We start from the raw sequence: 21451 nt of genomic DNA, 5'->3' as shown, positions 1-21451 counted from the left end.
CTATCTGCTCATACGAAGCGGAATTCCAGCTTGCCCAGTCTTCCGTAGTCGGCTTCGAACACATCTCCCGCCTTGGCCGCAACAGGGCGGGTGAAGGAGCCGGCCAGAACGATTTCGCCAGCGTTCAAGAATTCGCCCCACGGTGCCAGCTTGTTGGCGAGCCAGGCTACGCCCACCGCAGGGTGGCCTTGCACGCCTGCTGCGAGGCCCGTCTCTTCCACTGCGCCGTTCTGGCGCAGAATAGCGCCGCACCAAGGTAGATCCACCTCTGTCGGTGCGGCTCGCCCGGCACCCATGACGATACCGGCATTGGCAGCATTGTCGCTGATGGTGTCGTACACCTTGCGCATGGCCTTCGTGTGACGGTCCAGCTGTTCGATGCGCGCGTCAATGATTTCAATGGCTGGCGTCACATAGTCAGTGGCATCGAGCACGTCGGCAATGCCAAGCTGCCTGCCTTCCGCGAGGCCTGGGCCTTTGAGCGGCTTTTTCAGCACAAAAGCCAACTCCACCTCGACACGCGGTGCAATGAAGTTCTGGATGGGAATGTCCAGTACCTGGCCGTTGCTGCAGGTGTAGAGCATGTTGTCGAGCAGGGTGCCGTAGTCGGGCTCGTCGATCTGGCTGGACAGCTGCATGGCACGCGAGGTGAGGCCGATCTTGTGGCCAATGACCTTGCGGCCACCTGCGATCTGCAGACGCACCCATTCGCGTGCCACGCGGTAACCGTCGTCCACGGTCATCCCGGGATAGCGTTTGGAGAAGTGCTCGATCTGCACGCGCGTTCTCTCGCTGTGGTCAAGTTCCTGGGCCAGTTGGGAAAGAAGCTCTTGGGTAAACATCTCAGTTGTTCGTTGCTTGAATGCGTGACATGGGGCCAGCGAAACCACTCAGGGCGCTATCTGAAAAGAGGGTGCAGGCTGCTGTGCTTGCCGTCATAGACCTGGCCGGGGCTTTCGTCGACCTGCACGGTCAGGCCCATGTGCCGTTCATCCAACAGGGTGGCAAAGTGTGCTTTGGCGCAGGCCAGCAGCGCGTCGCCTGCTTGGGTCTTGACAGCGTTTGATCGCCCCTTGCCCATGCGCAGGTTGATGTAGGCAAAGTGGTAGTCGCCATCGCCGCCTGCCGCCTTGCCCGCCGCACCGCCATCGGCTACGGCAAAGTGCGGTGCAGGGTAGGCGAGCACACGCGTGCCGCCGGTGGGGAAGACCTGGCTGCCGTCCTCGGCGTGCACGGTGAGCATGGTGTCGGCGAGGCTGCGGCACAGGGCCGCCATGTCACTGCGTTGGTCGAGATTGCCGGTGTAGAGCACGACGACATGGGGCATCACCGCACCTCCATGGTGGCCGCAGTACAACTTACCGCAAAGATGGGGATGGGCTCACAGTAGAGCACTTGGCCCGGCCCGCGTGCGGCGGCTGCCACGCTGATGAAGGTACGGATTTCGAAGCCGCCCTGGCCTCCATCGCGGTAGGTTTCGGCATCGGTGTAGCCAAGCATGGCATCCTTGTCGTTGCGGCACCAGCGATCCATGAACTGCTGGTCCCACTCCCAGTTGATCTTGCCCGAGTCGGGCGTGGCAGGCCAGTGCGAGATGCCGCCGGTACCGATGATCGCAATGCGCTCAGGCGCCTTGTCGCAGGCGCGGCGCAGTGCTTCGCCAAAGGCCCAGGCGCGGTGCAGCGGTGTCAGCGGAGGCCCCTGGCAGTTGATGTTGACAGGGATGATGTCCGTGTCGAAATGTGGGGTAAGAAAGTGCAGCGGCACCATGATGCCGTGGTCGAATCTCCACTCTTCGGCAAAGGCGGTATCCACGGTTTGCAGCACTTCGGTGATGATGCGGCGAGACAGATCGGGGTTGCCGGGGATCGTGCGCTTTTCAATGCCCAGCCACTGTGGATCTTCAATTGGCCCCTCGTACTGCGCGGCCATGCCGATTGCATAGGCGGGCATGTTGTTCATGAAGAAGTTCGCAAAATGCTCGGCCGCGATGACGATGACCGCATCAGGCCGGGCTGCTGCCAATTGCGCCCCCATGCCGTGGAATGCGGCGTGGAACGCATCCTTCACCGCTGGATCGGCCAGATGGGCGCGGCCGGTAATCCCGGGGGCGTGGCTGCATACGCCTGCAAAAACCAGACTCATATCAAACCCCTGCTACTTTCTCGTCCACTGCCGTTGTCATCGCATACACGCCGGCGCGTACCGGGCCGTACTTTGCAACTCCGTCGCGCATGGCCTGCAGATAGTCAGCCCAGGCCAGACCCAAAAGGGGGGCAAAGTGCATCAGCAACTGGCCGTTGCAACCCAGTACATACAGCTTGCCGATATCTCCGTGGTGGATGGCATCGCGCTCCTCGTCGGTCAACGGATAGCCGGCGAGCAGCGCTTCTCGGTCTTCGCGATAGCGGCGCTGCACTTCGGGTTCGCGGTTCAGGTGGAAGAGGAACTTCTGCATTGCGTACAAGCTCATGAGCCCCCCTAGCCGATGCTGATGTTGGCAGCGCGGATGATCCTGGCGTATTTATCTTCCTCGCTGCGGATGAAGGCTGCAAACTGTTCCACGCTGCCGGCCTTCGAGACAATGCCGCCCTCCTGGAACGTCTTGATGACGGCGGGGCTTGCCAGTGCCAGGTTCACATCCTGGTTCAGGCGCTGCACGATGGCATCGCTGGTCTTGGCGGGCGCCAGCAGGCCCTGCCAGGAATTGGATTCCAGCGCCGCGCCCTGTTCCGCAAGGGTAGGCACATCGGGTGCAAACTGCGATCGCTGCAAGGTCGCCATGCCCAATGCCACCAGCTTGCCGCCGGCGATCTGGCCCCGGAACTCGGGCCAGTTGCCAAACATGACGGTGACCTGTCCGCCGATCAGGTCTGCCATGGCCGGGCCCTGGCCCTTGTAGGGCACATGCACCATGTCGATGCCGAGCATCTGGCAGAGCAGGGCGCCAGACAGATGCGCAGATGTACCATTGCCAAACGATGCGTAGCTGAGCGAGCCGGGCTTGGCCAGTGCCGCTTTTTTCAGGTCTGCAAGGGTTTTGAGCCCACTGGCCGGATGGGTGGCCAGCACATGCTCCGACAGCCCCATCAGCGCCACAGGACGCAGATCTCTGGCGCTGTCGTAGGGCAGGCTCTTGATCAGCGTCTTGTTGGCCGTGAAGCTGTTGGCGATGGTACCGAAGGTGTAGCCGTCGGGCGCGGCCTTGGCTACGGCGTCCACGCCGATCACGGTGCCTGCACCCGGCTTGTTCTCCACAATCACCGATTGCCCCAGGCTTTTGCCCAGTTCATTGCTGACCAGGCGTGTCACCACGTCCGTGGTTCCTCCAGGCGTGAATGGAACGATGATGCGTACAGGGCGGCTGGGCCAGGCGTCTGCGCGGGCGAGCTGCCACGCAGGTAGCGTGGCAATCGTGCCAACAGCGGATTGGATGAATTGGCGGCGTTGCATCTATGTCTCCTTCGTTTGTATGCCGGGTGCGCTCTGCGATTGCGTTGATCGCTATTCTTTGATGGCGTACTGTTCAGACTCCCCAGTGAGGAATGTGGTGTGAACCCATGGAGACAGCCACATTCTTGGGTTCGCAGAACACCTCGTAGCTCCAGGTGCCGCCTTCGCGGCCCGTGCCCGATGCCTTGGTGCCACCAAACGGCTGGCGCAGGTCGCGGACGTTCTGGCTGTTGACAAAGCACATGCCTGCCTCGATGGCCGCAGCCACACGGTGGGCCTTGCCGATGTTTTCGGTCCATACATAGCTGGAGAGCCCGTACTGGGTGTCGTTGGCCAGGCGTATGGCTTCGGCTTCATCGCTGAACGGGATGATGCAGGCTACCGGGCCGAAGATCTCGTCCTGTGCAATGCGCATGCGGTTGTTCACCTCGGCAAACACGGTGGGCAAAACGTAATTGCCATTTTTCACGCGGTCTGGCACCACAGGCGCGTCCAGGCCGCCGCACAGCATGCTGGCGCCTTCCTGGAGGCCCAGTTCGATGTAATGGCGTACCTTGGCCAGATGGGCCTGGCTGATCATGGGGCCGACGATGGTTTTTTCGTCGAGCGGGTCGCCCACAGTAATGCGCCGGGCGCGCTCGGCGAAGCGGTCGGCGAACTTCACATAGATGCTCTTTTGCACCAGGATGCGGCTGCCAGCCGTGCAGCGCTCGCCATTGTTGGAGAAGATCATGAAGATGGCGGCATCGAGTGCGCGGTCAAAGTCGGCGTCATCGAAGACCACAAAGGGGCTCTTGCCGCCCAACTCCATGCTGAACTTCTTGAGGCTCGCGGCCTGCACGATGCGGTTGCCGGTCTGCGTCGATCCTGTGAATGAGACGGCCCGCACGTCGCGGTGCGCCACCAGCGGCTCGCCTGCATCTTTGCCGTAGCCATGCACCAGGTTGAGCACACCTGCAGGAATGCCGGCTTCGAGGGCCAGCTCGCCCAGGCGTGCGGCCGTCATGGGCGAGAGCTCGCTCATCTTGAGCACGGCGGTGTTGCCGAAAGCCAGGCATGGCGCGACTTTCCAGGTGGCCGTCATGAAAGGAACGTTCCACGGCGAGATCAGCGCACACACACCCACCGGGTGGAAGAGCGTGTAGTTCAGATGCGTAGGCGTCGGGTAGGTGTGGCCATCGACCCGCGTGCACATTTCGGCAAAGTAGTAGAAGTTGTCGGCCGCACGCGGCACCAGTTGCTTGCCGGTCTGCGCGATCACCTGACCACAGTCGTTGGTCTCCGTCTCGGCGATCTCTGGCACATGCAGGGCGATCAGGTCGCCGAGTTTGCGCACCAGCCTGGCACGCTCTGTGGCGGGCGTGTTCGCCCACTTGGGAAATGCTTCCTTGGCTGCCGCTACCGCAGCGTCGGCCTCGGCGGCACCGCCCGAGGCCACCTCGGCCAGCACTTCCTGCGTGGCAGGGTTGATGGTTTCAAAATAGTCTTTGCCGGCAACGCTCTTGCCGTTGATCAAATGGTCAATACGCATGCTTGTGTCTCCTGCGGTGGCTTTCAGAACGTGTTTGCGTTCTCAGTGCACGCTTAACAGTTCATCACCACCAATGAAATTCACGAGGCGGCCAACGCCTTCGATCTCGGTCACGATTTCGTCGCCCACCCTGGAATCGGCTACACCGTCAGGCGTTCCGGTCAGGATCAGGTCGCCGGGGTTCAGGGTCATCATGCTCGACAGGTGAGCGATCAGCGAAGGGATGCTGTGCACCATGTCGGCCGTGTTGCCGTCCTGCTTCAACTCGCCGTTGACCCAGCTGCGCAGGCGCAGATGCATCGGGTCTGCGATATCAGCCGCATCCACCAGCCAGGGCCCCACCGGCGTTGCGCCGTCGCGGTTCTTGACGCGCAGATTGGGGCGGTAGTAGTTCTCCAGGTAGTCGCGGATCGCATAGTCGTTGGCGGTGACGTAACCGGCAACCACACTGTACGCGTCTTCCTTCTTGACGTTGCGGCAGGTCTTGCCGATCACCACGCCCAGTTCGCACTCGAAGTGCATATAGGTGACGTCAGATGGTCGGCGTGTGCGGCAGCGGTGGCCATTGAGCGCATTCGGCCCCTTGAGGAACACCAGCGGTTCCTCGGGGGCCTTGTTAAAGGCGATTTCCTTGGCATGGTCCGCGTAGTTCAGGCCCAGCGCGAAGATGGTGCCGAAATCCATGGGGGGGAGCCACTGCACAGCGGCCTCTGCGACGATGCTGCCATCCGGCAATTGCACATTGCCATCGGCGCTTTCGGTCACGGCTACGGTCTGGCCCTGGTAGACAACACGCCCGTGCTTCATGGCTGCACCTCCAGGATCACGGTGTGGCAAAGCTCGCCCAGACCGGGTACCGTGATGCGTACCGTATCGCCTGGACGCGCCACCGGAGATCCTTCGCCCGAGCCCAGCAGCAAGACGTCGCCTGCAGACAAGGTCATGAATTCCGTCACATCGGCAATCAACTGGGCTGCCGGGCGTACCAACTGGTCAAAGCGGCGCTCGTACACCGGTTGGCCATTGATAGCGATGTGCAGCGCTGCTTGACTCACATCAAAATCACGGGTCGCTACCACTTCACCCATGGGGCAAAAGCCATCGCGGTCGCGCTGACGAATGGCGGGGCGGTAGTAGTTCTCGTGCGGCAGTGTGACATCGCTCACCACTGCATAAGCCGCCACATGCTCCATGGCCTTGCTTGCGGGCACGCGGGTGGCAGTGCTGCCAATCACCAGACCGATCGTGGCATCGATGCGCACTTCGCCAGGATCGGCAGGAATGGCCACTGCAGCGTGGTTGCCTGCAAAGGTGTTGCGCGGCTTGATGTAGAGCACCGGGGCGCGGGGCGCAGCCTTGTAGGGCGCGCTGTCGAACTGGGGCGCGAGGCGCTGCAAGGTGGCGCGGTCGTTGAGTAGCACGCCGTACACCGTGGCGCACGCTGCGGGGAAGCTGGTGATCATGAATGCTCCAGTGCAATCAACTCATCGAGCAGTTGGTAAAGCGCCTCGAGCTGGTCTTTGCCAAATGCCTGCTCCAGCCCCTGGTAGTGCAGAGCGATATCCTTGGAGAGTTGACGAGCCAGGTTCAGTCCGTGGGGAGTCGCGCTGACCACTGAGCGGCGCTGGTCCGCCGGGTCCTTCTGGCGCTCGATCAGGCCGTCGCGTTCCATGCGGCTGAGCACGCCAGTCAGGCTGGGGCCGAGGAGAAAGGCTTGCTGGGCTACTTTGCCCGTTTCCAGCGATTCGCCATTGCCCAGCACGCGCAGTACACGCCATTGCTGATCGGACAGCCCGTGCGAGCGCAGAAATGGCCGCGTATGCCCCATGATCGATTCCCGCGCCTGCAAAAGCAGGCTGGGCAGGTTGCGGTGTTTGAGTGAGGTCTTCATTTATTTAATAGGTTAAATAAATTTCGACCCAAATGCAAACGGTATTTATGCGGATAAACCAGAGGTATCGGCTGAAAGCCTGACAAGGCTGGCATAGCGGAGAGAGGAGACGGTGACTTGCTACCTGTTGGCTGGCGTTTGGCGATTGATGGATAGGCGCTACTGGCCGGTTCCTAGCTGCTTACAGGGAGAATGGCTGCCAGCATCTGCGCCGGTGAGGTGGGTGTGCGTCCCAGCCAGTGCGCCATGGAGGCGGGGTCGCAGCTGTTGTCGTGCGAAGCCAGTTCCAGCGATGCGCTGCACCAGGGGCTTGCTGCAAATGCATCACCCAGCCGTGCGCTGGCAAGGCTGGCAAAGCGGGGCAGGGTGATGGTGACAGGCGCCGCATGCCCGGCTTGCTGGCGCAGGCTGGCAATCATGGCAGCCATGGTCAGCTGTACCGGGCCGCCGAGTTCCACCACCCCGGTGGTGGGCGACAGCAGCAGCCGCGCCATGGCCTCGGCGAGTTCGCTGGCAACGACCGGCTGAATCAGGCGCTCTCGCATCACCGCAGGCAGCACCAGCACTGGCAGTCTGGCCAGATTGAGAAACAACTGGGTGCTTGCGCCACGCGCGCCCATGACAATGCTGGGCCGCACAACGAGGCCATCGAGCAGGCCTTGCGCCGTCAGCCGCAGCAGATGGGCGTCGGCCGCGCGCTTGGTACGGGCATAGTCGGTATCGTTGCCTTCCACGCCCAGGGCGGACAGCTGCAGTACGCGCCGCACGCCTGCCTGCGCGCAGGCATCGAACAGGGCCTGGGGTGCGATGTGGTGCAGCGTCTCAAGATTTGCGCCGCCGGCACCGGGCTGGCTGCGCAGGCTCCCTACGGCATTGATGACCATCTGGACGTTCTGCAGGTGCGGCAGCCAGTCGGATGTGTGGCGCATTGCTGCATAATTGATAGCATTCTGCGCACTTCTGCTGGCCGCTATGACATGAAATCCTTGCAAGCGCAGTTGCGCGGCCAGCGCCTGGCCAATAAAACCCTGGGCACCACATAGCAGCACCGTCTGGTCTGTGGGTGGAGGAGATGGGGGGTGGCTGTTGCTCATGACATTCTCCTGAGTGATTCAGTGCTGTGGTCGATCCGTATCGCATGTACCGCCAGCGCAAGCGGCGCTGCGGGTGGCGGCACGTTGCGCTGCGCGGCGCATGGCGCGTTCGAACACCCACACGATGGGTGTTTGCGGCAAGCGGTAGCGATTGCGTGCAATCCAGGGATAGAGCTTGCGTGCAGCCGTCGCCATGCCTGGCAGGTTCACCAGATTCGGCACCCACGCCCAGCCAATGCCCAGGTAGGCGCGGACGAGGCAGTCCACACCGATGTAGACCCTGCCGTCGGCGGCCACGCCATGGATGGCGCGCATCAACGCGTCCTTGGTGGCTGGAGCATCACGCAGATCGGCGCTGCTCGCGTCCACAAAAATGAGCCTGCCAGCATCGTTGCGCAGCATCAGGTTGGTCATCTCCGCATTGCACATGCGGCAACTGGCGTCGTAGTAGATCGTCAGCGGGAACTGTGTGGGAGCAGATGCGGATGCTGGCATAGATTTCTTTCGATATTTCTGTCTGAACAGAAATCAAGAGTGATAAAAAAGGCCTGCACTCTCCGTGGCAGGCCCGTGCATCAGGGTTGGCTGGTGCTGGCCTCCAGGTTGTCGACAGGGGCAGGCGCGCCGCGCACAAAGCGCTGCACAGTGGCACCCAGCGTCAGAATCCTGTCCAGCGTGGCGGGTGACAGGCGCAGCATCTCTTCGCTCCACGCCCCGAGCTTGTCCATCAGTTCCATGGTGGCGCGGATGCGGTCCTGCGCGTCAGCGCTCTCGCGCTCGAAATCAGGGCTTGCCACCAGTGACTGCAACAGCCGGGTGGTCGGATCGAATTCGCGCTCCTTGCGTTCGCGCACAATGGTGCGGAAAAGCTCCCAGACATCCACGCTGGTCTCGAAGTAATCGCGCCGGTCGCCCAATGCGTGGGTAACCCTGATCAGGTTCCAGGCCTGCAATTCCTTCAGGCTGTTGCTGATGTTCGACCGCGCCACGTTCAAGGTTTCGCTCAGTTGCTCGGCGTTCAGCGGCTTGCCATGCACAAACAGCAGCGCATGGATCTGCGCCACCGTGCGGTTCACGCCCCACAGCGAACCCATCTCGCCCCAGTGCAGTACAAATTGTTTTTGGATGTCGGACAGTTGCATGTTTGTGATTCTAGATATTCATTTATTTCTGTCAATACAGAAATTCATTTCCAAGAATAGGCCTGACATGTAAATGAACGTCTGCTCTGGCAGTATGGATCGGACTGGCAATCCACCCCTTTCGTCGAATGTGGCCTCTAGTACGCAATGGGCGCAATCCTGCAGCTTCGCGTGGGATCCATCCAACAAGCCTGGCTGCCAGCCCCTGCAGCTGTGGCACAGTGCTTTGCACGTCTCTACAGATCGCAATGGATCCCATGTGATGAACACCCGCTCCCGTCATTTTTCCCTTCGCACTTCCGTTTTGGCCGCGTGCATGGCGGCTGCTTGCCAGCTGTATGCTGCGCAGGCCCTGCCCGCGCCGGTACCCGGTGTGCAGGCCGAAACACCTGCCCTGGTGCTGCCCGATGGCGGCAGGTACTACGGCCCGCTCAAGGGTGGCATGCTGGAGGGTACGGGCCGGCTGGTGTGGAACGAGTTGCGGCGCTACGAAGGCGCCTTTCACCAGGGTCGTATGGAAGGGCAGGGCACGCTTACCCTGGCCTATGGCGTGTACCAGGGGCTGTTCAAGGATGGCGACCTGAACGGCGCGGGGCGCTACACCAGCAAGGAGGGCGAAGTGTACGAGGGCCACTTTGTCGATGGCGAATACGACGGGCAGGGTGTGCTCTCGGCCCCCAACGGCAACCGCTACGAAGGGCGGTTCGAGAAGGGCCATTTTGTGCATGGCACCCTGACAGAAGCAGGCGGCCAGACCATGACAGGGCCGTTCAAGAACTTCCAGGCTGATGGCCTGATGGAGGTGACCTATCCCGGAGGCGTGGTCTTCAAAGTGGAAATGCGTGACGGCCAGGCCAAGGGCAGGGGCGAGTTGCAGTTGGCCGACGGCAAACGCATCCGTGCGGATTTCGACGGCTCCAGTGCCGACGAAGGCGAGATCGACTACCCCAACGGAGATCGCTACACCGGCGCGCTCTACGCGGCGGCGGCCTATGGCAAGGGGCGCATGGTGTATGCCAATGGCGATGTGTACGAAGGCCAGTTTGCCAAAGACCAGCCGCATGGCCGCGGTACCTTGACCTTCGCCAAGAGAGGCAAGCCCGTGCAGACCGGCCAATGGCGGCGTGGCAAGCTGGTGAGCGCTGGCGAGGCCGGTGTGCCCGAAGACAACAGTCCCGAGCAGGCCGCTCGCAACAATGAGCAGGCTCTGTATGCGCAAAACGCCTTGTTGGCCCGGCAGATGGCAGCGCTGCAGCCCAGCGGTGGCACGGCTGCGCAGATGTACGCGCTCTTCATTGCGGGTGATGGCACACAGGAGGTGTTCCGCCGCGAGGCCGAATACGTCAGCCAGGAATTTGCCCAGCGTTATGGAACGCAAGGGCGCAGCATGCTGCTGGCCAATAGCCGCAGCTCCGTCGCCCGTCTGCCGCTGGCCACCACGGCCAGCATCGAACGTGCCTTGGGGGCTCTGGGCCAGAAGATGAACAAGGAGCGCGATCTGCTGTTTGTGTACCTGACCAGCCATGGCTCGCGTGAGCACGATCTGCAATTGGGCATGCGTGGCTTGCAGATCCCGCAACTCTCGGCCAGGCGTCTGGGTGAGCTCCTGAAGGCATCGGGCATCCGTCGGCAGGTGGTGGTGGTTTCGGCCTGCTATTCGGGCGGCTTCATCGCGCCGCTGCAGGGCCCCACCACCTGGGTGCTGACGGCATCACGTGCGGACCGCACATCATTTGGCTGCGCCGATGAGAACGATTTCACCTATTTTGGGCGGGCCTTGTTCAAGGAAAGCCTGCCTCAGGCGGCCAACCTGAGCGATGCCTTCGATAAGGCCAAAACCCTGGTGGAACAGTGGGAGGCCAAGCTGCCCGCTGCGGCGGAGGAGTTGGTGCAGTCTGCGCCTATTGCTGGTGATGCAAAACCGCCGATGGACCAGCCTGCTGCGACGGTGGAGCATTCCGAACCGCAGATGGCTGTGTTGCCTGCGTTTCAGAAGGATGTGGACGCCTGGTTTGCCGCGCGCAGCAAGCGGTAAGGTCAGTGAATGCCGAAGTGAGGTAAGTCGTTAATAGGCTGTAGCTCTCTTGAGGCCGCTGCCGGTCACGGCCAAGGTCTGCTTGGTGGCCGTATTTGCTATGCATATTGATGGGCTGCCGCCCGCAGGGCGGGCTCCCGAGGCCAAAACCATCAAAAAAGCCGCAATCCGGGCGCCCGGTTGCGGCTTTTGCCTTGATGCAGAAAACAGTGTTGCTCAGTGCAGCAGGTTGTTGCCTGGCGCTTGCGGCTGCACCTTGAAAAAGCCGGTGCCACAGGTGCCGTTGCCGATTTCCTCTTCGGTGGCTTCGCGCACGGCTTCCACCTTGATGTCCAAGCGGATCGCAATGCCCGCAAGCGGGTGGTTGCCGTCCAGCACCACATGCTCGGGGTACAGCTCAGTCACGGTGTAGAGCATGTCACGCGGCGCATCAGGATTGGTGCCCTGGGGCAAGGCATGGCCGTCGATGGTAATACCTTCCTCCAAGTCCTTGGGGAAGAGGGCGCGGGGCTCCAGAAAGACCTTTTCCTCGTCGTAGTCGCCAAAGGCGTCTTCGGGTTCCAGGTGCAGTTGCAGGCGGTCGCCCACCGTGTGGCCTTGCAAGGCCTGTTCCACGCGGGAGAGCAAATCATTGCCGCCGACGAGGAATTCCACGGGCTCGTCGAGCACGTCCAGCTCTTCGCCCAGTGTGTCTTTGAGGGTCCAGGTCAGCGCGACCACGCATTGATCAGTGATTTCCATAGGACAATTGTCGCAGTTTGGCCATCTGGTGCCATCGCAATTCCGGGAAATCCATGCAAATCGAACAAGCACTGCCGCTGCTCGGCGGACTCTCTCCAGCCCAGTTCATGCGCCGTTACTGGCAGAAGAAGCCGCTGCTGGTGCGCGGCGCCGTGACCGACTGGAAAAATCTGCAATTGCCACTGCCGCGTGCAGAACTGTTTGAACTGGCGGGGCAGGAGGGCGTGGAATCGCGCTTGATTCAGCAGAAGGGCGGCGCCTGGAGCATCAAGCACGGCCCGTTCAGCCGCCGCGCGATCCCCTCGCTCAAGACCGAGGACTGGACCTTGCTGGTGCAAGGGGTCGATCTGCACAATACTGCGGCGCATCAGTTGCTGCAACGCTTTGCCTTTGTTCCTGCAGCCCGCCTTGACGATCTGATGATCAGCTATGCGAGCAATGGCGGCGGTGTGGGGCCGCATTTTGACAGCTACGACGTGTTTTTGCTGCAGGCACATGGCAAACGCCGCTGGCGCATTGGCAAACAGAAGAACCTGGCGCTCAAGGACGGCATTCCGCTCAAGATACTGGCCGAATTCGAGGCGGAGGAGGAATACCTGCTGGAGCCGGGTGACATGCTGTACCTGCCGCCGCGCTACGCCCACGATGGCGTGGCTGAAGGCGAGTGCATGACGTACTCCATCGGTTTTCGTTCTCCGGCGCAGCATGAACTGGCAGGCGATCTGCTCATGCGCCTGTCGGATGTTGACGATGTGGACGACTGCGATAGCAGTGCGAAGGCTGCCACGCCCATCTACAAGGATCCCAAGCAGGCAGCGGTGGAGGCGCCCGGTGCCATTCCGCCCGAGATGCTGGAATTTGCCCGCATCGGTCTGGAAAAGCGCCTGGCAGAGCCGTTGGCGCTGGCCCGGGCGCTGGGCGAGTCGCTTACCGAGCCCAAGGCCAACGTCTGGTTTGAGCCTGAAGGCAATCCTGCGATGCTGGAGGCGGTGGCCCTGGACCGCAAGACACGCATGATGTACGACGGTCACCACGTCTTCATCAATGGCGAGAGCTACCGGGCTGGCGGCAAGGATTTCACCCTGATGAAGAAACTTGCCGATACACGCCGCCTTGATCGACGCGATGTGAGTGGGGCCAGCGACGACGCACTGTCGCTGCTGTCGCAGTGGTGCGAAGACGGCTGGGCCCACGCGGTCTCTGAATGACGCATTCGCCATGACGGACATGCAGGAGCCTTTGCCTCCACCATCCGTATCCGGCGCCGCATCTGCTCCAGTGGCAGTTGCAACTGCGCCATGCGAAGGCCGGTTCGAGGGGCGAGCCGCATTCGATAACCATGTGTTGCATTTCTTGCAAAGGGCAGCAGACGAGCGGTGGCCCGAGCTGATCGTGGCCGATCCGGATTTCGCCGATTGGCCATGGGGAACGCGCGCGGCTACCGACCTGCTGCAACGCTGGGCTCGGCACGGACGCCGGATGACCGTGCTGGCCTATCGCTTTGATGCATTGCCGCGCCGCCATCCGCGCTGGATGCAATGGCGCACGGTGTGGGACCACAAGCTGCAATGCCGCCTGCTGCAGGCGCGCGATGTGTCGCTGGTGCCCAGTGTGCTGTGGTCGCCGCAATGGGTGGTAGAGCGGCTTGACGTGGAGCGCTGCGTTGGCGTGGCCAGTGCAGCACGTGCAGTCATCGCGCCCCGGGGTGAGATGCTGCAGGAGTGGATCAGACATCAGAGCGCTCCGGCGTTGCCAGCCAGCGTGCTGGGCTTGTAAGCGGAGTTCGTCAAGTTCGATAAATTGTTGCTAAGCAGCAACAATAACGGCAACACAGGCATAGTCGGTGTTCAGGGGTAATCCCTATAATCCCACGACGAGTCTGGTGCGTTAAAAGCCTAGTGCTGTGCACGCTCTGCCTGGGGTAAATCGTTTGCCTCTGATTTGAATCACAAGAATCCACCGTGGTTAGGAATATCCAAATGAAGAAGTCCGTTGTTCTCGCTTCGTTGATCGCTGCTGTTGCACTGGCCGCCTGCGGCAAGAAGGAAGAAGCTGCTGCTCCTGCGCCAGCTCCTGTTGAAGCTCCTGCACCTGCTGTTGAAGCCGCCAAGGATGCTGCCAACGCCGCTGCTGATGCCGCCAAGGACGCTGCCGCTGCTGCTGGTACCGCTGCTTCGAACGCTGTTGACGCCGCCAAGGATGCCGGTGCTGCTGCTGCTGATGCCACCAAGGAAGCTGCCAAGGATGCCGCTGCTGCTGCTGGCAACGCTGCTGACGCTGCCAAGGATGCCGCCAAGGACGCTGGCGCCGCTGCTGCTGACGCTGCCAAGGCTGCTGCTGATGCCGCTTCGAACGCTGCTACCGCTGCCAAGGATGCTGCCACCAAGTAATTGATGGCGTTGCCTGTGGCCCTGTGCCGCAGGCGGCTTCGGTCAATCTACAAAGCCCGTGCTTCGCGCGGGCTTTTGCTTTTTGGGATTTCGATGTTTACGGATGCAGGCAGCGCAACGGAACGCAAGAAGGCACTTTGCCTGGTTGGTGTTATTTGCTATTAAAAAATGAATGAAGGTGTATGCCAGTCACGCTGGAGGTGGATTTCTTTTAGGCGGAAGCAAAGCGCAAGCGCAGGCATTGGCAGCGTTACGGAGTCCCTCGCTACAAGCATGCTGGTGGTCCTTCTGGGGCCAGCAAGGATTGGGAGCGCAGGCGGTTCCGCACCATGAGAAAGCCACTGCGGTGAGGCAGTGGCTTGCGGTTGGTTGAGGCGGCTTTGAAGGCTTACTTCATGTCGTCAGCCAGCACCTTCACAATGCGCTGGGCATTGGCCGATGTGTCTGCCTGGCCGCTGGCACTCAGCACCGAAACCACGCTGGTGGCGTTGTCGCTCTTGACCTGGATGCGGTACTTGATCGGCTCGGGTGCATCGGGGTTGCGATTGAAGATCTTGGCAAAGAAACCATCGGGCTTCTTGTTCAGATCGGTCGGATCGATGTAGCGCACGTAGTAGATGCCCTGGCTGCGGTCGCGATCCTCGACGGTAAAGCCCGTGCGATCAAGTGCAAGGCCAACGCGGCGCCATGTGCGGTCGAACGGATCGGCCACTTCCAGCACCGGGGCACCATTTTGCGTGGCGATCTTGGAGGTGGTGACAGGCGCCAGTGGTGCCGCCGCAATCGCCTTGGACTGCTCTTCACTCACGCCCAGCTTGACCATGATGCGACGCAGGAACTCGGTTTCCAGTTCTGGATCGGCTTTGCGTGGCTGCCAGATGGTGCTGTCCTTTTCCTTGTTGGAATAGACTTCTTCCATGCCGCGGTGGCTCACGTAGATTTCGGTCTTGCCGTCAGGGCGACGTTCGATGCGGGTGCGGAACTTGTCCTGCTCGCCGGTCGAGTAGATCGAGTCGAAGATCTTGCCAATGGACTTGCGGATGAAATCCTGCGGCAGCTTGGCGCGGTTTTCGGCCCAGTCGGTTTCCATGATGCCGATGTCCGGGCGATCGATGGTCAGCGAGAAACCGCTTTCCTGCCAGAAGTCCTTGACGGGTTCCCACACCTTGTCGGCGGAGCGGTCGATCACCAGCCAGCGCTGGTTGCCATCGCGCTCGATCTGCACATCGCCGATCTTGCTGACGGCGGCGTTGACCTGCCCCTTGGGCTTGTTGTCCTGCTGCACCTGGTAGGCAGCCGCAGACACGGTGCCGCCAGGCACCACGTAGCGGGTGTCCTTGGACAGCTGGGTCAGGTCGGGAGGCACTTCCAGCGTCGGGCCCTTGGTGGCACTCTTGTAGTCGATCTTGTCACCAGAGAGCAGGTCGCTGGTGCTGCTGCAGGCAGCCAAAGTGATCGACAGGCCGAGGACGCTAAGTTTTGCGAGGGAATTCACGTTCAAATCCTTAACAGAGACAACGCGTGGAAAGCCTTGTTACAGCAGGCCGACTTCACGCATCGCAGCTTCCACCGTGCCATGCAGGCTGGGTGAGAGCTCAGTCATTGGCAGGCGCAGGGTTGGGCCACACAGCCCCATCTTGTTGGCCGCCCACTTTACAGGAATGGGATTGGCCTCCAAGAACAGGCTCTTGTGCAGCGGCAGCAGTTTATTCTGAATTTCCATAGCCCGACGCACATCCTTGGCAATTGCCGCTTCGCACAACTGGCTCATCAGTCGTGGCGCGACGTTGGCGGTCACGCTCACATTGCCGTGGCCGCCGCACAGCATCAGGGCGACTGCGGTCGGGTCGTCGCCCGAGTAGATGCCGAAATTTGCCGGCGCATCCTTGATCAGCCACTGCGCGCGCTCGATGTTTCCGGTTGCTTCCTTGATGCCGACAATGCCTGGCAGTTCGGCCAGGCGCAGCACGGTCTCGTACTGCATGTCGGCGACGGTTCGGCCGGGCACGTTGTACAGGAAGATCGGCAGATCACCCACCGCCTCGGCAATGGCCTTGAAATGCTGGTACTGACCTTCCTGCGTAGGCTTGTTGTAGTAGGGGACGACCTGCAGCTGGCTGTCAGCGCCCACACTCTTGGCATACTTGGCCAGCGTGATGGCTTCATGGGTAGAGTTGGCGCCGCAGCCGGCCATGATGGGGACGCGCTTGTCGGCTTGCTCCACTGCCACACGGATGATCTCCATGTGCTCTTCCACGGTCACCGTGGGCGATTCCCCGGAGGTGCCGACCACGCCAATGCAATTGGTGCCCTCGGCAATATGCCAGTCGATCAGTTTTCGCAGGCTGCCGTAATCCACGCTGCCATCGGCTTGCATGGGAGTGATCAGGGCAACAATACTACCGGTCAGAGGAACGCTGGTGGAGGTCATGGCAATGTGTACGCTCGTGGCGGAAAAAGGGATTCTAGCGAGTGCCGGACTGCATTCGCCCGGGCAGTATATCGCCCGCAGGAAGCTTTTCTGACATATTGCATTGAAAATTAAACTCAATGAATTCAAATCGTCGAAAATGACGATTGAAAATTGTCAAAACGGCGAAAATAAAAGCGACAAAACATTGCCGTTGATTGTGTAATCGAATGCGCTGGCCCTGGCGGATGCCTGCCGGTACCCGGATGCAGACCATATTCCACTGTACCGAATTCGCCTGCTGGCGCCAACGCAGTTGCGCCGAGATCGTAAACACGTTCTCACAGGGCGGCCAAGGTTCTACGGCACAATGCCTGCCATGCTGATGTATCCCCAATTCGATCCCATCGCCATCAAGATCGGTCCGCTGGCCGTGCATTGGTATGGCCTGACGTATCTGGTTGCCTTTGGCCTGTTCCTGCTGCTGGGCATTCGCCGCCTCAAGGACCAGCCTTTTGCATCGATCACCACACCGTCGCGCTGGGTGCGCAAGGACGTGGAAGATATTCTGTTCTATGGCGTGCTGGGTGTGATTGCAGGGGGGCGCCTGGGCTACTGCCTGTTCTACAAACCGGGTTATTACCTGAGCCATCCGCTGGAAGTGTTTGCCATCTGGCAAGGCGGCATGAGTTTCCACGGTGGGCTGATCGGTGTGATCGTGTCCATGCTGCTGTTTGCCCGGCTCAAGGGGCGCCCCTGGCTGCAAGTGGCCGATTTTGTAGCGCCCTGCATCCCACTGGGGCTGGCATCGGGTCGCATCGGCAACTTCATCAACGGCGAGTTGTGGGGCCGCTTTGCCAGCCCCGAGCTGCCCTGGGCCATGGTGTTTCCGCAAAGCGGGTCCATGCTGCCGCGCCACCCGTCGCAGATCTACCAGTTTCTGCTGGAAGGTGTGCTGCTGTTCATTCTGCTGTGGTGGTACTCGCGCAAGCCGCGTGGTGAAGGCCAGGTGGCAGGCATCTTCATGGTGGGGTATGGTGTGCTGCGCTTCACGGCCGAGTACTTCCGCGAGCCGGACGATTTCCTGGGCCTGCTGTCGCTGGGCATGAGCATGGGCCAGTGGCTGTGCGTACCCATGGTGCTGTTTGGCCTCTTCCTGTGGAACCGCGGCCGCAGCCAGCCCATTGCGGCAGCCGTGTGACAAACCCCTGACGGGGCCCGGGCCGGCACTATACTGACCGTTTGTTTCAAACAAAGGCTGCCACGCGTCCGCCAATGGCTGCGCCTGTGGCACGGCCTCCCTCATCCGTCTAGTTCTTGGAGTCGTGGAATGAAGAAAGTTTTGGCTGTTACCCTGGCCGCCTGTGCGCTGATGGGCCTGTCTGCAAAGGCGTTTGCCCAGCAGGACCTGAAGGTGGCCGTCGATCTGTCGTACGAGCCCTTCACCTACAAGCTGCCATCGGGCCAGCCCGCAGGTTTCGATATCGATATCGCCAATGCGGTGTGCGAGCAGATCAAGCGCAAGTGCGTGTTTGTCGAGCAGGTGTGGGACGGCATGATTCCCGGACTGCAGGCCAAGAAGTACGACGTGATCATCAGCTCCATGGCCAAGACCGAAGACCGTGCCCGCGTGGTGGATTTCACCAATAAGTACTACCACACCGGCGCCCGTGTCGTGATGCCCAAGGGCTTCAAGTACACCGGCCCCGAATCGCTCAAGGGCAAGAAGATTGGCGTGCTCAAGGCCAGCATTCAGGAAAAATGGGCGCTGGCCTATCTGAAGCCCGCAGGTGCCGATGTGGTGTCCTACCCTGGCCGCGACCCCGTCTACCTGGACATCAATTCGGGCCGCCTCGATGGTTCCGTGGCTGACAGCGTTGAAATCGCCTATGGTTTCCTGAAGAAGCCGGAAGGCCAGAAATTCGAATTCGTCAGCGACACGCTGGTCGACAAGAAGATTTTTGGTGAAGGTGCCAGCATTGCCTTGCGCAAGGGCCAGCCGGAGCTGAAGAAGGAGCTGAACGATGCGATCGCCGCGATCCGCACCAACGGCACTTACAAGAAGATTGCCGACAAGTACTTTGACTTTGATCCGTACGGCAAGGACTGATCCTCTACCGCTCCACACCAGGCAGGCCTTTGTGCCTGCTTTTTTATTGCCGGGTCATTTCGAGGCTTGAGGCAAGCTGCGGGCAGGGGGTGTCAGGCAACGGTAACAGAGCGGACTTGGTGTAAATACGCAATGCGAAATGCTGTGTTATTTTCCATAATTACAGCAGCCGCACGCAATGGTTACTGAGTTCGACATGCCTGTGCATATCGCTCGCATGGCTGGACAGCGTTTCCTGCAACTGCGGATTCTTCATTGTCTTGAGGAAGCACGTGAATGGCCACAGCCGCGCAACCCTTGCATGACACCGTCGCCACCCAGGTCCGCGACCTCATTTTTGCGGGCGAGCTGGAGCCCGGCGAATTGCTGGATGAGAAGGCCCTGTGCGATCAACTGGAAGTATCGCGCACGCCGCTGCGCGAGGCGCTCAAGCTGCTGGTCTCGGAGGGGCTGCTTCGCCACGAGCCGCGCCGGGGCTGCTTTGTCGAGAAGATCACCGACCGTGACCTGGATGACATCTTTCCGGTGATTGCTCTGCTCGAAGGACGGGCGGCGTTCGAAGCCACCCACAAGCTGAGCGCCGCCGACCGCGCCGTGCTCGACGTGATGCACGAGCAGCTCACGCATTGCGCCCAATCGGGCGATATTGCGGGTTATTACCGCATGAACCACCAGATTCATGAAGCCTTCATCACGTTGGCCGATAACCGTTGGCTGGCGCAGACCATTGCCGATCTGCGTCGCATCCTGCGGCTGGCGCGTCTGCAGCAACTGAGTGCGCCCGGCCGCCTGGCGGGCAGCCTGCAGGAGCACCTGAACATTTACGAAGCCATGGTGGCGGGCAAGCCAGATGCTGCCGAGCAAGCCATGCGCCACCATTTGCTGCAGCAGCGCAAGGCTTTGCAGCGCATGACCACCTTGTCCCTGTCGAGAATCGCCTTATGACCAAGACCTCTGAATCCAACGAAACCGCAGCAAGCGCTGCCACCGATATCGGGTCGATGGCCTCCGGCTGGTTGCAAAAAAGCGCGGCCTGGTTGCGCTCGGTTGGCATTCCTGCCGAGTTGGGCAACGATGTACCTGAAGGGGAGCGCAACACGACCGAGCGCCTCAAGGCCACCTTGCGCCGTGGCGCCGAGGCCTTGTCCCCGCGCGAGCTGCGCCGTGTACTGGCTGACTTGCAGGGGGCGGCTGCCAGCGAGGTGAGCGATGTGGAGGGCGGACGCCTGGCCGAGCAGGTGATGCAGTGGTATGCCGGTGCGGCACCCGCAGAGCGGCAGGATCTGTGGCGCCTGCTGTGCGATCAGTTCGTGCCCGATGTGGCCAAGATCCAGCAGGCGCGCCAGCGTTATGAGGATGCGCTGGGCACCTCTGGCATGGGCGCTGCCGAAAAGCACTTGCGCCGCGCCTTGCAGACCCCGCGCATGCGTCTGCTGCAGCGCTTTGCCGTACCGCCCCAAGGCATGCGTTTTTTGCTGGATCTGCGTGCCGATCTGCTGCCGCTGCTCAAGACCGAGGAGTGGCTCGGTACGCTCGATGCCGATCTGGAGTACCTGTTCTCCACCTGGTTTGACGTGGCGTTTCTGGAAATGCGCAGCCTCAACTGGGATTCGCCTGCGTCGCTGCTGGAAAAACTCATCAAATACGAAGCCGTGCACGACATCCGCAGCTGGGCCGATCTGAAAAACCGGCTCGACAGTGACCGTCGCTGCTATGGCTTCTTTCACCCCCGTCTGCCGGGCGAGCCGCTGATCTTTGTGGAGGTGGCGCTGGTCGGCAAGATGTCCGATTCCATCACGCCCCTGCTCGATGAAGCGGCCGCCGCAGCTGATCTGACCAAGGCAAGCACGGCTATCTTCTATTCCATCAGCAATACACAGACAGGATTGCGCGGCGTGAGCTTTGGCGATTCCCTGATCAAGAACGTGGTGGAGCAATTGCTGCAGGAGTTTCCCAAGCTGCGCACCTTTGCCACCCTGTCGCCCATTCCGGGCTTTCGCCACTGGCTGGGCAAGCATGCAGATGCCGTCTGGGAAGGCGCTGACAAGCGCCTGCGTGCGGACCTCGCCAAGGAACTGGGCAACAAGACCATGGATGGCGCGCAATGGCTGGCCATGTATGACAAGCCCACCGAGCTTGCCGCCGACAGCGTACAGGCCAAGCTGCTGACCCATGCCGCCGCCGTCTACCTGGGCAAGACCCTGGTGCAGGGCCGGCCTGTGGACCCTGTGGCGCGTTTCCATCTGGGCAATGGCGCGCGGGTGGAGCGGCTCAACTGGGCGGGCGACCCTTCTGCCAAGGGCGTCAAGCAATCCTACGGGTTGATGGTGAACTACCTGTATGACTTGAAGCGCCTGGACAAACACCGCAGCCTGCTAGCCCAGGGCAAGGTGCCGGTGTCATCGGCGATTGAATCGCAGGCCAAGGTTTGAGCAGGCCTTCAGAAACAATAGCTGGTTGCGCCTGTCTTTATTCGGTTTTCGATGGAAAAGACCTTGAAAACCAATAGCGACAGGCGCCTGCAGCTCTTATTGACGAGTGATTGGTTGCAATTTGCCGCCCTACGGCAGTGAAGAAGGAGCATCGACGCTGGCCCATCCGTCTGCCGGGCCGGTTTGGTAGTGCAGGAGACAGGCTGCAGCAGAGAGCCGGAA

The 21451-nt window shown here is 61.1% G+C and carries 23 protein-coding genes; 8 read left to right on the top strand and 15 right to left on the bottom strand.

Annotated elements, in window-relative coordinates; all coding sequences use genetic code 11:
* Positions 1–8: 8 nt before the first annotated feature.
* The 12 genes from hpaH to LAD35_RS15630 form a co-directional block, all read right to left on the bottom strand.
* Complete coding sequence (hpaH, locus tag LAD35_RS15685) at positions 9–842, bottom strand: 2-oxo-hept-4-ene-1,7-dioate hydratase (RefSeq protein WP_224149933.1); 834 nt, start codon at positions 840–842, stop codon at positions 9–11.
* Positions 843–898: 56 nt separating this feature from the next.
* Positions 899–1327 (bottom strand): 5-carboxymethyl-2-hydroxymuconate Delta-isomerase, encoded by a 429-nt coding sequence (locus LAD35_RS15680; protein ID WP_224149932.1) that lies wholly within the window; start codon positions 1325–1327, stop codon positions 899–901.
* Positions 1327–2145, bottom strand: coding sequence for a DODA-type extradiol aromatic ring-opening family dioxygenase (locus tag LAD35_RS15675; protein WP_224149931.1), 819 nt, complete (start codon positions 2143–2145; stop codon positions 1327–1329). Before LAD35_RS15675 ends, LAD35_RS15680 begins: the two co-directional genes overlap by 1 nt.
* Before the next feature lies 1 nt (position 2146).
* Entirely contained in the window at positions 2147–2473 is a 327-nt protein-coding gene (locus LAD35_RS15670) for an aromatic ring-opening dioxygenase subunit LigA (RefSeq protein WP_224149930.1), read from the bottom strand.
* Between the two features lie 8 nt (positions 2474–2481).
* A complete protein-coding gene (locus LAD35_RS15665) occupies positions 2482–3453 on the bottom strand; it encodes a tripartite tricarboxylate transporter substrate binding protein (protein ID WP_224149929.1) in 972 nt (323 codons plus the stop codon).
* A gap of 73 nt (positions 3454–3526) precedes the next feature.
* Positions 3527–4984 carry a 5-carboxymethyl-2-hydroxymuconate semialdehyde dehydrogenase gene (gene hpaE / locus LAD35_RS15660; protein WP_224149928.1) on the bottom strand — a complete coding sequence of 486 codons (1458 nt, stop codon included), beginning with the start codon at positions 4982–4984 and terminating at the stop codon, positions 3527–3529.
* A gap of 42 nt (positions 4985–5026) precedes the next feature.
* On the bottom strand, positions 5027–5791 hold the full coding sequence (locus LAD35_RS15655; protein ID WP_224149927.1) for a fumarylacetoacetate hydrolase family protein: 765 nt from the start codon (positions 5789–5791) through the stop codon (positions 5027–5029).
* A complete protein-coding gene (locus LAD35_RS15650) occupies positions 5788–6447 on the bottom strand; it encodes a fumarylacetoacetate hydrolase family protein (RefSeq protein WP_224149926.1) in 660 nt (219 codons plus the stop codon). Before LAD35_RS15650 ends, LAD35_RS15655 begins: the two co-directional genes overlap by 4 nt.
* Entirely contained in the window at positions 6444–6875 is a 432-nt protein-coding gene (gene hpaR / locus LAD35_RS15645) for a homoprotocatechuate degradation operon regulator HpaR (RefSeq protein WP_224149925.1), read from the bottom strand. The genes LAD35_RS15650 and hpaR overlap by 4 nt, the downstream gene beginning before the upstream one ends.
* Before the next feature lie 173 nt (positions 6876–7048).
* The gene (locus tag LAD35_RS15640) at positions 7049–7969 is read right to left on the bottom strand and encodes an NAD-dependent epimerase/dehydratase family protein (RefSeq protein WP_224149924.1); all 921 of its coding nucleotides are present in this window, start codon (positions 7967–7969) and stop codon (positions 7049–7051) included.
* Positions 7970–7987: 18 nt separating this feature from the next.
* Positions 7988–8464, bottom strand: coding sequence for a thiol-disulfide oxidoreductase DCC family protein (locus tag LAD35_RS15635; protein ID WP_224149923.1), 477 nt, complete (start codon positions 8462–8464; stop codon positions 7988–7990).
* Positions 8465–8544: 80 nt separating this feature from the next.
* Positions 8545–9111, bottom strand: coding sequence for a GbsR/MarR family transcriptional regulator (locus LAD35_RS15630; protein WP_224149922.1), 567 nt, complete (start codon positions 9109–9111; stop codon positions 8545–8547).
* 262 nt (positions 9112–9373) lie between these two features.
* On the opposite strand from LAD35_RS15630, the gene LAD35_RS15625 reads away from it, so the two are divergent.
* Positions 9374–11146: a C13 family peptidase gene (locus LAD35_RS15625; RefSeq protein WP_224149921.1), complete on the top strand. Its 1773-nt coding sequence runs from the start codon at positions 9374–9376 to the stop codon at positions 11144–11146.
* 216 nt (positions 11147–11362) lie between these two features.
* Here LAD35_RS15625 and LAD35_RS15620 read toward each other — a convergent pair whose 3' ends face one another.
* A complete protein-coding gene (locus tag LAD35_RS15620) occupies positions 11363–11887 on the bottom strand; it encodes an FKBP-type peptidyl-prolyl cis-trans isomerase (protein WP_224149920.1) in 525 nt (174 codons plus the stop codon).
* A 53-nt stretch (positions 11888–11940) separates the two neighbouring features.
* Between LAD35_RS15620 and LAD35_RS15615 the strand changes: the two genes are divergently transcribed.
* From LAD35_RS15615 to LAD35_RS15605, 3 genes are all read left to right on the top strand, one after another.
* Positions 11941–13095, top strand: a complete 1155-nt coding sequence (locus LAD35_RS15615; RefSeq protein WP_224149919.1) for a JmjC domain-containing protein — start codon at positions 11941–11943, stop codon at positions 13093–13095.
* Positions 13096–13105: 10 nt separating this feature from the next.
* On the top strand, positions 13106–13663 hold the full coding sequence (locus LAD35_RS15610; protein ID WP_224149918.1) for a hypothetical protein: 558 nt from the start codon (positions 13106–13108) through the stop codon (positions 13661–13663).
* Between the two features lie 203 nt (positions 13664–13866).
* On the top strand, positions 13867–14277 hold the full coding sequence (locus LAD35_RS15605) for a hypothetical protein (RefSeq protein WP_377779331.1): 411 nt from the start codon (positions 13867–13869) through the stop codon (positions 14275–14277).
* Positions 14278–14665: 388 nt separating this feature from the next.
* Here the strand turns inward: LAD35_RS15605 and bamC are convergent, their stop codons facing one another.
* On the bottom strand, positions 14666–15772 hold the full coding sequence (gene bamC, locus LAD35_RS15600; RefSeq protein ID WP_224149917.1) for an outer membrane protein assembly factor BamC: 1107 nt from the start codon (positions 15770–15772) through the stop codon (positions 14666–14668).
* A gap of 39 nt (positions 15773–15811) precedes the next feature.
* Positions 15812–16708, bottom strand: coding sequence for a 4-hydroxy-tetrahydrodipicolinate synthase (gene dapA / locus LAD35_RS15595; protein ID WP_224149916.1), 897 nt, complete (start codon positions 16706–16708; stop codon positions 15812–15814).
* A gap of 358 nt (positions 16709–17066) precedes the next feature.
* Here dapA and lgt point away from each other — a divergent pair, with 358 nt between their 5' ends.
* The 4 genes from lgt (at position 17067) to LAD35_RS15575 (ending at position 21229) form a co-directional block, all read left to right on the top strand.
* Positions 17067–17888: a prolipoprotein diacylglyceryl transferase gene (lgt, locus tag LAD35_RS15590; protein WP_224149915.1), complete on the top strand. Its 822-nt coding sequence runs from the start codon at positions 17067–17069 to the stop codon at positions 17886–17888.
* 129 nt (positions 17889–18017) lie between these two features.
* Positions 18018–18797, top strand: coding sequence for a transporter substrate-binding domain-containing protein (locus tag LAD35_RS15585; protein WP_224149914.1), 780 nt, complete (start codon positions 18018–18020; stop codon positions 18795–18797).
* 276 nt (positions 18798–19073) lie between these two features.
* Positions 19074–19742, top strand: coding sequence for a GntR family transcriptional regulator (locus LAD35_RS15580; protein ID WP_224149913.1), 669 nt, complete (start codon positions 19074–19076; stop codon positions 19740–19742).
* Between the two features lie 56 nt (positions 19743–19798).
* Positions 19799–21229 (top strand): malonyl-CoA decarboxylase, encoded by a 1431-nt coding sequence (locus LAD35_RS15575; protein ID WP_377779338.1) that lies wholly within the window; start codon positions 19799–19801, stop codon positions 21227–21229.
* Positions 21230–21451: the final 222 nt, after the last annotated feature.

Source organism: Comamonas odontotermitis (assembly GCF_020080045.1).
Taxonomy (GTDB): Bacteria; Pseudomonadota; Gammaproteobacteria; order Burkholderiales; family Burkholderiaceae_C; genus Comamonas; species Comamonas odontotermitis.
This window is presented reverse-complemented; position numbering and strand designations above follow the sequence as displayed.

What these genes read in the sequence shown, in the direction of transcription:
- LAD35_RS15635 (WP_224149923.1), bottom strand. Translation starts at nt 8,464, where the DNA reads ATGCCAGCATCCGCATCTGCTCCCACACAGTTCCCGCTGACGATCTAC.
- dapA (WP_224149916.1), bottom strand. Translation starts at nt 16,708, where the DNA reads ATGACCTCCACCAGCGTTCCTCTGACCGGTAGTATTGTTGCCCTGATC.
- LAD35_RS15610 (WP_224149918.1), top strand. Translation starts at nt 13,106, where the DNA reads ATGACGGACATGCAGGAGCCTTTGCCTCCACCATCCGTATCCGGCGCC.
- LAD35_RS15650 (WP_224149926.1), bottom strand. Translation starts at nt 6,447, where the DNA reads ATGATCACCAGCTTCCCCGCAGCGTGCGCCACGGTGTACGGCGTGCTA.
- lgt (WP_224149915.1), top strand. Translation starts at nt 17,067, where the DNA reads ATGCTGATGTATCCCCAATTCGATCCCATCGCCATCAAGATCGGTCCG.
- LAD35_RS15665 (WP_224149929.1), bottom strand. Translation starts at nt 3,453, where the DNA reads ATGCAACGCCGCCAATTCATCCAATCCGCTGTTGGCACGATTGCCACG.
- LAD35_RS15620 (WP_224149920.1), bottom strand. Translation starts at nt 11,887, where the DNA reads ATGGAAATCACTGATCAATGCGTGGTCGCGCTGACCTGGACCCTCAAA.
- LAD35_RS15680 (WP_224149932.1), bottom strand. Translation starts at nt 1,327, where the DNA reads ATGCCCCATGTCGTCGTGCTCTACACCGGCAATCTCGACCAACGCAGT.
- hpaR (WP_224149925.1), bottom strand. Translation starts at nt 6,875, where the DNA reads ATGAAGACCTCACTCAAACACCGCAACCTGCCCAGCCTGCTTTTGCAG.
- LAD35_RS15575 (WP_377779338.1), top strand. Translation starts at nt 19,799, where the DNA reads ATGGCCTCCGGCTGGTTGCAAAAAAGCGCGGCCTGGTTGCGCTCGGTT.
- LAD35_RS15670 (WP_224149930.1), bottom strand. Translation starts at nt 2,473, where the DNA reads ATGAGCTTGTACGCAATGCAGAAGTTCCTCTTCCACCTGAACCGCGAA.
- LAD35_RS15585 (WP_224149914.1), top strand. Translation starts at nt 18,018, where the DNA reads ATGAAGAAAGTTTTGGCTGTTACCCTGGCCGCCTGTGCGCTGATGGGC.
- LAD35_RS15675 (WP_224149931.1), bottom strand. Translation starts at nt 2,145, where the DNA reads ATGAGTCTGGTTTTTGCAGGCGTATGCAGCCACGCCCCCGGGATTACC.
- LAD35_RS15605 (WP_377779331.1), top strand. Translation starts at nt 13,867, where the DNA reads ATGAAGAAGTCCGTTGTTCTCGCTTCGTTGATCGCTGCTGTTGCACTG.
- hpaH (WP_224149933.1), bottom strand. Translation starts at nt 842, where the DNA reads ATGTTTACCCAAGAGCTTCTTTCCCAACTGGCCCAGGAACTTGACCAC.
- LAD35_RS15615 (WP_224149919.1), top strand. Translation starts at nt 11,941, where the DNA reads ATGCAAATCGAACAAGCACTGCCGCTGCTCGGCGGACTCTCTCCAGCC.
- LAD35_RS15625 (WP_224149921.1), top strand. Translation starts at nt 9,374, where the DNA reads ATGAACACCCGCTCCCGTCATTTTTCCCTTCGCACTTCCGTTTTGGCC.
- LAD35_RS15580 (WP_224149913.1), top strand. Translation starts at nt 19,074, where the DNA reads ATGGCCACAGCCGCGCAACCCTTGCATGACACCGTCGCCACCCAGGTC.
- LAD35_RS15630 (WP_224149922.1), bottom strand. Translation starts at nt 9,111, where the DNA reads ATGCAACTGTCCGACATCCAAAAACAATTTGTACTGCACTGGGGCGAG.
- LAD35_RS15640 (WP_224149924.1), bottom strand. Translation starts at nt 7,969, where the DNA reads ATGAGCAACAGCCACCCCCCATCTCCTCCACCCACAGACCAGACGGTG.
- LAD35_RS15655 (WP_224149927.1), bottom strand. Translation starts at nt 5,791, where the DNA reads ATGAAGCACGGGCGTGTTGTCTACCAGGGCCAGACCGTAGCCGTGACC.
- hpaE (WP_224149928.1), bottom strand. Translation starts at nt 4,984, where the DNA reads ATGCGTATTGACCATTTGATCAACGGCAAGAGCGTTGCCGGCAAAGAC.